The organism is Methylobacterium terricola (assembly GCF_006151805.1).
Classification (GTDB): Bacteria; Pseudomonadota; Alphaproteobacteria; order Rhizobiales; family Beijerinckiaceae; genus Methylobacterium; species Methylobacterium terricola.
Window position 1 is genome coordinate 1 of the sequence record NZ_VDDA01000072.1, and the last position, 7,297, is coordinate 7,297.

Annotated in this window: 7 protein-coding genes and 1 pseudogene; 2 read left to right on the forward strand and 6 right to left on the reverse strand. The window is 66.1% G+C overall.

Features of this window, described 5'->3' with window-relative positions:
• Positions 1-274 precede the first annotated feature (274 nt).
• On the reverse strand, positions 275-523 hold the full coding sequence (locus FF100_RS36300) for a hypothetical protein (RefSeq protein WP_246102786.1): 249 nt from the start codon (positions 521-523) through the stop codon (positions 275-277).
• 386 nt (positions 524-909) lie between these two features.
• Between FF100_RS36300 and FF100_RS36305 the strand changes: the two genes are divergently transcribed.
• Complete coding sequence (locus FF100_RS36305) at positions 910-1,158, forward strand: hypothetical protein (protein ID WP_139040860.1); 249 nt, start codon at positions 910-912, stop codon at positions 1,156-1,158.
• Positions 1,159-1,801: 643 nt separating this feature from the next.
• Here FF100_RS36305 and FF100_RS36310 read toward each other — a convergent pair.
• Positions 1,802-2,008: pseudogene (locus tag FF100_RS36310) on the reverse strand (IS3 family transposase); the annotation flags it as partial.
• 101 nt (positions 2,009-2,109) lie between these two features.
• Here FF100_RS36310 and FF100_RS36315 point away from each other — a divergent pair.
• Positions 2,110-3,810, forward strand: a complete 1,701-nt coding sequence (locus FF100_RS36315; RefSeq protein WP_139040861.1) for an IS1182 family transposase — start codon at positions 2,110-2,112, stop codon at positions 3,808-3,810.
• Positions 3,811-4,089: 279 nt separating this feature from the next.
• On the opposite strand, the gene FF100_RS36320 is transcribed toward FF100_RS36315, so the two are convergent.
• The 4 genes from FF100_RS36320 to FF100_RS36335 form a co-directional block, all read right to left on the reverse strand.
• On the reverse strand, positions 4,090-5,790 hold the full coding sequence (locus tag FF100_RS36320; protein WP_139040862.1) for a GMC family oxidoreductase: 1,701 nt from the start codon (positions 5,788-5,790) through the stop codon (positions 4,090-4,092).
• Between the two features lie 16 nt (positions 5,791-5,806).
• Positions 5,807-6,466, reverse strand: a complete 660-nt coding sequence (locus tag FF100_RS36325) for a gluconate 2-dehydrogenase subunit 3 family protein (RefSeq protein ID WP_139040863.1) — start codon at positions 6,464-6,466, stop codon at positions 5,807-5,809.
• 13 nt (positions 6,467-6,479) lie between these two features.
• Positions 6,480-6,968: a hypothetical protein gene (locus FF100_RS36330; RefSeq protein ID WP_205825162.1), complete on the reverse strand. Its 489-nt coding sequence runs from the start codon at positions 6,966-6,968 to the stop codon at positions 6,480-6,482.
• Between the two features lie 127 nt (positions 6,969-7,095).
• Positions 7,096-7,297, reverse strand: a 202-nt coding sequence (locus FF100_RS36335) for a transposase (protein ID WP_139038114.1), incomplete at its 5' end; no start/stop codon positions are given.

Consider the following 7,297-nt stretch of genomic DNA (forward strand, 5'->3'; position numbering starts at 1 on the left):
CGACGATAGCGGACAGGCGCGTCAGGTCGGCGGCGCTGGGGATCACACAGACAGTCTGAGCCATGCCTCAGACTCGCATGCCTCATGCCCCCTGTGAATCCTCTGAATGCGTCAATGCACTAGATACGCACCTCCGCTTGGCTGACAATGACCCATGTTGTGCATCAGGGGCGGCCAGCACGAACCGTACCCGACAGGAAAGGGTACTGATCCCTCACCTCTTCCAGCTGCGTCTCTGGTTTGGCTGAGACAGATCACCCCCACGGGGTTGCCGTCAGTCGGCGTCGGTGGGTGCCTTACGGATGAATGCCAGCACCTCGTTTAAGGGCAATGACCCGGGGTACTCAGGGAAAGCGAGGCTCACCGGTGCGCCGAGGGCCGCCATGATATCCCGCAAACCCTCGACCCAGGCGCCGGCCTCGGCCTGGGTCGCGAAGCCGGCGCGGACCATTGTCTTGTTCGGTTCAATGGTCACGGTGACGGAAAATCGGCCGTCCGGCATGTCGAAAATCTGATAGGTCACACTGCGAGCCATCCGCGCGTTTTAAAGCGAAACATCTGCAAGGCAGCCAATCAATTGCGGGCATTATTTTTGAGCCAGTCTAAATTGCTCTCGTATCGGCAGAGCTTAAAGGTGGCTAAGGACCAAACCCAAGCGGCTCGATCGTGCGAGGGTCCGTGATGGGTCGGAAGCGGCGGTCAGGACCGGTTCGTTAGAGGCTCATCCATAACGGACCAACAGTGCTGGTCTCCACTCGCATGGTCGAGGCGGCCCAGTCGATTGATCCGCCTCGATGCGGCCGCGTGACTCGGCGCCCGGCTGCACCACAAACGCGGGAGAGCCCAAAGGTGGGTCAGACTTCAATCGGCGTTGACACGAACCGCCCTCAAGCCGGAAAGGCCCGCGGGATGGCGATCAGCTTCGATTGGGTCTGGAGCCCAGCACTCGACGGACGCTCGCGCGTGCGACAGGTCTACCGCAATGACAAACCCATTGGGCGCGTGCGCCGTTGGCGAAGCGAGGGGTCTAGCGAAACGCCAGGCGAATGGTTCACCGCCGAGCTGATGAAGGGTGCTCGGTATGAGGAAATCGAAGGCGCGCAGGCAGCCTTCAAGGAAGCCCTACAGCAGATCGTGAAGCGCGTGGTCACGCAGTGACTCACCCTCCCGCCGATCCCGAGTCCAAGGACGTCATCGCCCGCGAGTCGCGGGCATCGAGACATCGTACTCGAGTAAATAGGGCGAGCCGGGGTGAGGATCGGTGAGACTCCCCCCCGGCCCGCTACGGCTGCCGGCGTTTCGCATCTCAACAACCTTGCGCTGTCTGGCACGAGTCGGAGCCGGCGTCATTGATGGAAGCTAACGTCGCGTAGGATGGCGAGGGCCAGGGCTCAAGGTCGCTGCCGGCTGCGTGAGACCATCGATGCACCACCGTGCAGTCCACCGCCACTGGCGCACCCTGTTCCGGCGCAAGGCTATGGGTGACCTGTTTCAGGGGCCGTACCCAGCAGCATAAGCCGAGGTCCATCGCCGCCTCAGCTATCGGGATTGCTCATGGCCCCAGAGTGCTGATGCGGCCGGCAAGGGCGCGTCCGAGCGCCAGGAGCAGTGCGTCGACCGAGCCCCTCCGACCCGGCAACCTCATCGATGGCTTGCCGCGCCTGGATGGCACAGGCCGCTGCGCGATAGAGGGGGGTCTTGGTATCCTCCTCCGTGAAGAAGAATGCCCGGTCCTCGACTCGCCCGTCCAGCTTGCTCTCCGTGATGTCGATGACGATGCCCCGTCCGGTCATACTCAGTCCCAGAGCCGTCCGCGTTTGGGCTGCTTGGCCGGAACCTTCAGCCCTTCGCGCCGCCAGATCCGCTCGACCCGCTTGTCGTTGACCAGCCAGCCGGCAGCCTTCAGCAGTGCCCCGATCTTCCGGTAGCCGTAGCGCCCATAGCGACGCGCCAGCGCGATCAGATCAGCAGTCAGCGCTGCCTCGTCATCCCTGCCCCACGGTACCTTGTGGGATTGGGATTGCCCCGGATCGGATACTGCTGGCGAATCCATCGGTCTGGTTAGCTCGTTGATGTGGCAGCGCAATCCGACGCTTTCGGAGGCTCGTCATGTCGCTGCAGCCAAGCTCACCCGCCGAGGTTCCCAGCCAGACCGCCGCCGTGGCGAGAGCCGCCTTCCCGCGGGGCAGTGCCTACCTGCGGCTGAGGGATGAACTCGGCACCGTGTTCACCGACGCGCAGTTCACGGCGTTGTTCTCCGCCCGCGGCCGTCCGGCCGAAGCGCCCTGGCGGCTGGCTCTCGTCACCGTGCTGCAGTTCGCCGAGAACCTCTCGGACCGCCGCGCGGCCGAGGCGGTGCGTAGCCGCATCGACTGGAAGTACCTGCTGGGCCTTGATCTCACCGACCCGGGCTTCGACGCCTCGGTGCTCAGCGAGTTCCGCTCCCGCCTCGTGGCCGGCCACGCCGAGACGCTCCTGCTCGACACGCTCCTGGCCCTGTGCCGGGAGCGCCGGCTCCTGGTCGCGCGAGGCCGCCAGCGCACCGACAGTACGCACGTTCTGGGGGCCGTGCGCAGCCTCAACCGCCTCGGTTGCGTCACCGAGACCCTGCGTGCGTCGCTCAATGCCCTTGCCGTCGCGGCTCCCGAGTGGCTGCGTGCCCACGCCGAGGAGACTTGGAGCGAGCGTTACGCCAAGCCCACCGACGATCTGTACGTCCCGCAGGGCGAAGCGGCCCGTCGCGCTCATGCCGAACAGGTCGGCCGCGACGGACACACGCTCCTGGCGGCCGTGTTCTCGCCCGACGCACCGGCCTGGCTGCGCGAGATCCCAGCCGTGATCCTGCTCGGCCGGGTCTGGGTGCAGAACTTCCAGATCGTCTCGGTCGATGACGAGACCGGCACGAAAGACGACCCGGATCATAAGAACCCGCAGACCACGCAAGTTGTCTGGCGAACCTCCTCGGAGGGAACTCCACCCTCTCTGCTGATGATCGCCTCGCCCTACGATCCAGAGACGCACTACGCCAAGAAGCGCTCGACGACATGGATCGGCTACAAGGTCCACCTCACCGAGACTTGCGCCGCCGATCGCCCCCGCCTGATCACTCACGTGGCGACGACGCTGGCCCCCGTCGCTGACCGCGACGCACTCGGGGCGATCCATGCCGATCTGGCAGCCCAGGATCTTCTTCCGGATACGCACCTGGTCGATGCCGGCTACGTCGATGCGGACCTCTTGCTCGCCAGTGCACGCGATCACGCCGTGATGCTGCTCGGGCCGAGCCCACAGGATACGCAGTGGCAGTCGCGTCAGTCGGGAGCCTTCAGGCTTCAGGACTTCCAGATCGACTGGGATCGCAAGATCGCCACCTGTCCTGCTGGTCACACCACGACGAGTTGGAGCCCCGACCACAACCTGGGACGCACGGTGATCCGCATCCGCTTCTCCAGTGCGGACTGCAAACCTTGCGCACTGAAGCAGAACTGTACGCGCTCCCCGCGCCGTTTGCTCACACCTCGTCGGCGCGAGGAACACGCCGCGCTGGAGACCGCGCGAGCGCGAGAAGCCGATGAGGCCTTCGCCGAGCAGTACCGCTGGCGGGCGGGCATCGAAGGGACACTGTCGCTGGGCGTACGCACCATGCATCTGCGACGAGCCCGCTACCTCGGGCTCGCCAAGGTCCATCTCCAGCATGTGCTCACCGCCACTGCCCTCAACATCGGCCGGATCGCCGATTGGCTGGCGGGTGAGGCCGTCGCGTCAACGCGGCGATCACCCTTCGCTCGCATCATCAGCCAAGCGGCCTGAGCCACTGCATTCGCCAGCAGTATCCGATCCGGGGCAATCCCAATCCCACTCACCGCTGAACCAGAGCGCGTCCGCTCCCTGGCAAACTTCACATACATCACACACGTCAATGCTTAAGCGCGACGGTATAAGAGAGTTCGGCCCTGGGATCGCCTGGTTGAATCCCTGGTCCTTTCCACAAGATCCTTGTAGCTAATTGCCGATGTCCCGTCGCGGCTGATTGTATCCGGCGCCATCACCTTGGCGCATAGGCGTGAGCGGTTGGGCTGAGCACCGCCGTCATGCGCCTCTGGCCGCGAATATCCGGTCCGCCGTGCGTAGGGCGATCGCCTGGATGGTGAGCGACGGGTTTACCCCGCCCACGGTCGGGAAGACCGAGCCGTCGCAGATCCAGAGGTTCGGAATGTCCCAGGAGCGGCAATCGGCATCTACCACGGAGGTCCGCTTATCATTGCCCATCCGGGCGGTCCCGTTGAGGTGGCAGGTGTCGTCACCCTGGTCCCAGATCTCACGGCCACCGGCGGCCTCAAGCGCCTGGCGCAAGAATTTCAGCGCGTGCCGGTTCAGCGCCTTGTCGTTGTCGCACCACGAATAAGTGATGCGGGCGACCGGCAGACCATATCGGTCCTTGACGTCTGACAGCGTCACCCGGTTACGCTCCTGCGGCATGTACTCGGAGACGACTTTCAGACCGGCGACGTGGTTGTAACGCTGCATTTCGGCGACCAGCGCCTCGCCCCACAGCCCGTGCGCCGACGCCTGGGTATTGGCCCAGAGCTGCGGCAGCGGGCCCTGGCTCATGTAGGAGTAGCCGCCGAAGAAGTCCTTTGCGAAGGGACCACTGCCCTTGTCGTCGTAGTTCCAGTGCTCACTGATCGCGAGCGAGGGCGGGCCCTTGTAGCTGCGGATTTCCTCGTTGAAGACGCCCCAGACCGCCTGGTTGCCCTGCACCATCAGGTTCCGGCCGACGAGCCCCGAGGAATTTGCGAGCCCGTCCGGAAACTCCCGGTTGGCCGACATTAGTAGCAGCCGCGGCGTTTCGATGGCGTAGCCCGCCACTACGACATTCTTCGCGCGCTGGAACCGCCAGCGGCCTTCCCGGTGATAGTGCACACCGGTGGCGCGCCCGTTGCTGGTCTCGATCCGCCCCACCATGGCGAGGTCGCGGATCTCGGCACCAGCCTTGAGGGCGCGGGGCAGGTAGGTGACCAGTACGCTCTGCTTGGCGTTGGTCGAGCAGCCGAGCGTGCAGAAACCGCGATACACGCAAGGCGGTGCGTCTCCGCGGGGAGCCGAGATCGTGGCGAGCGGCGTCGGCGTCCAGTCGATGCCCATCGCCTCGGCGCCGCGGGCCAACACCTTGGCGGCGGCGTTGATCTCGTGCGCGCGGCGGTGATAGCGGCGGCGATGCGGTCCCCACGGATAGTTGACTGGGCCTGAAATCTTCAGGTCGTCCTCGACCTGATCGTAGTAGTGCCACATCTCGCGCCAGTCGATCGGCCAGTCTGCACCGTAGCCCATCAGCGTGCGCGCCTTGAACCATTCCGGCCGGAAGCGCAGGGCCACCATGGCGTAGTGCACGGTGGAGCCACCAACCGCCTTGCCGGAATTGTTCGAGCCCATCTGCAGCGGGTTCTCGCCGTCGACGATGCGCTCGTCGGTCCAGTAGAGCTTGGATTGGTGGCTCTCGTCGGAGGCGAAGTCCTCCAGCGGCCGGAAATACGGGCCGGCATCGAAGGCAACGACCGAGAAGCCGGCTTCGGCGAGCCGGCAGGCCAGCGTGCCGCCGCCCGCACCAGTGCCGACGACGGCGAAATCGACTTCGTCCTCGTCGCGGTGCTGGCGCATCGGCACCCACTCGCCGATCCGCATCACATTGGGGGCACGGCCGTCGCGGGCACGGGGGTGGTGCTCAGGATCGTCGCCCGGCGTGCCGTGCTTCGGGTTGTCGGCGGCGTTGCCGAGGCCGGGGATGCGCATGTCCGTGAACTCGTCCTCAATCACCGACCCGGAGGTTTTCCGCGTACGCCTCGTCCTCGCGGCCGGGCTTGGCCTCGGCCGCCTCCCAAGGGTCGCGGCGGTCGAAATCCATCCGCACGTAGCCGCGCGGGCTCGCCGGGCCGCCCCAGCCGATCTCGTTCCAGGCGGTCGGGTGAGCATAGTAGGCCTTCACCACGTCGCCGAGGACGCGGTGCTTAAAGAACAGCTTCGATGGCATGCTCGCCCAGGCCGCGTCCGTGAGTTCGCCTCGCTCGGCAAGTTTCAGGAGTTCGTCCTGTGCCCAGGTACTGAGTTCGTGAAAACGAGCACCGAACTGCGCCCGCGCTTCGGCGTCGAGCGCTCGCAGGCCCTGCCGCCACGCCTCGCGCTCGTCGGGCATCGTCGCGTCGCGGTAGCCGTCATGCTCGCCGATCGCGAGCTTGTAGTCGACGAGCGCCGCGACAGGGACCGGCACCTCCCGGTCGGCCGGCTGCGGCACGATGCGCGCGGCGAGAGCCTTCAGGGTCATCCACTCGGCTTCGTCGAAGAAGCGGCGCATCTCCGGCCCGATCGCGAGCCGCTCGTCGAGGACGGCGCGGGTCTTAGCGTTCCAGGACGGGCCGTCGCGCTTCGCCAGCACGTCGTAGCCGGGGTACAGGTCTTGTCTCGGCAGCATGCGGCCCTCAGGGTCAAAGGCGGAAACGGCGGTGCTCAATGAGTTCGAGGGCGGCGAGACCGCCGAGCGCCACGCCGGAGAAGGAGGGGGGAGCCGGCAGCGGCGGCCCGTCGATCAGGTTCTGGCGCCAGTTGTCCCAGCCGCCCATCATCCGGGCGACGCCGTAGGCGTGGAAGGCGACGCCGCCCACGCCCATGGCTGAGACGGCCCACATTCCCCATCTCGCGCCCAGCTGACTCGCGCCCTCGGGCTGCCCGGCGGCGCGTATGAGGAGCGCGGCGGCGAACGGCGGCAGGGTGACGGGGACGACCATCGCCGGGTTCTGGAAGGCGCCGCGGAAATGCAGCAGCCCGGCCTCCAGGGCCGTGCCAGCGAGCATGCTGGCGGTGGCGAGCGCCAGTCCCCGCCCGGCCGGCCAGCCGCCGAGCCGGGGCTCGTCGGGATCGGCGTCGCGCACGTGCTCGGCGGCGATCCCGAGGAGACCGGCCAGGGTCAGCGCCATCGGGGCACCGATCGGGGCTGCGTAGAACAGGTTCTGGAAGGAGTACCCGCCCTCGCGCTTGCCGACGTTGTAGGCGTGAAAGCAAAAGCCGATCAGCCCGGTGAGGCCAGCTAGGCGGTGTGGACAGTTATCGGAGCCATAGGACGATGGCAGCGATGGTGACCACGGCGGCGTAGTTGCGGGCTGTCTTCTCGTAGCGTGTCGCGACGCGTCGGAACTGTTTGAGCTTGGAAAAACAGCATTCGATCAGGTGGCGCTCCGTATAAAGGGCCGTATCGAGCTCATACTTCCTGGATCGCGAGGGATTGTTCGGGATCACGGCCGTCGCG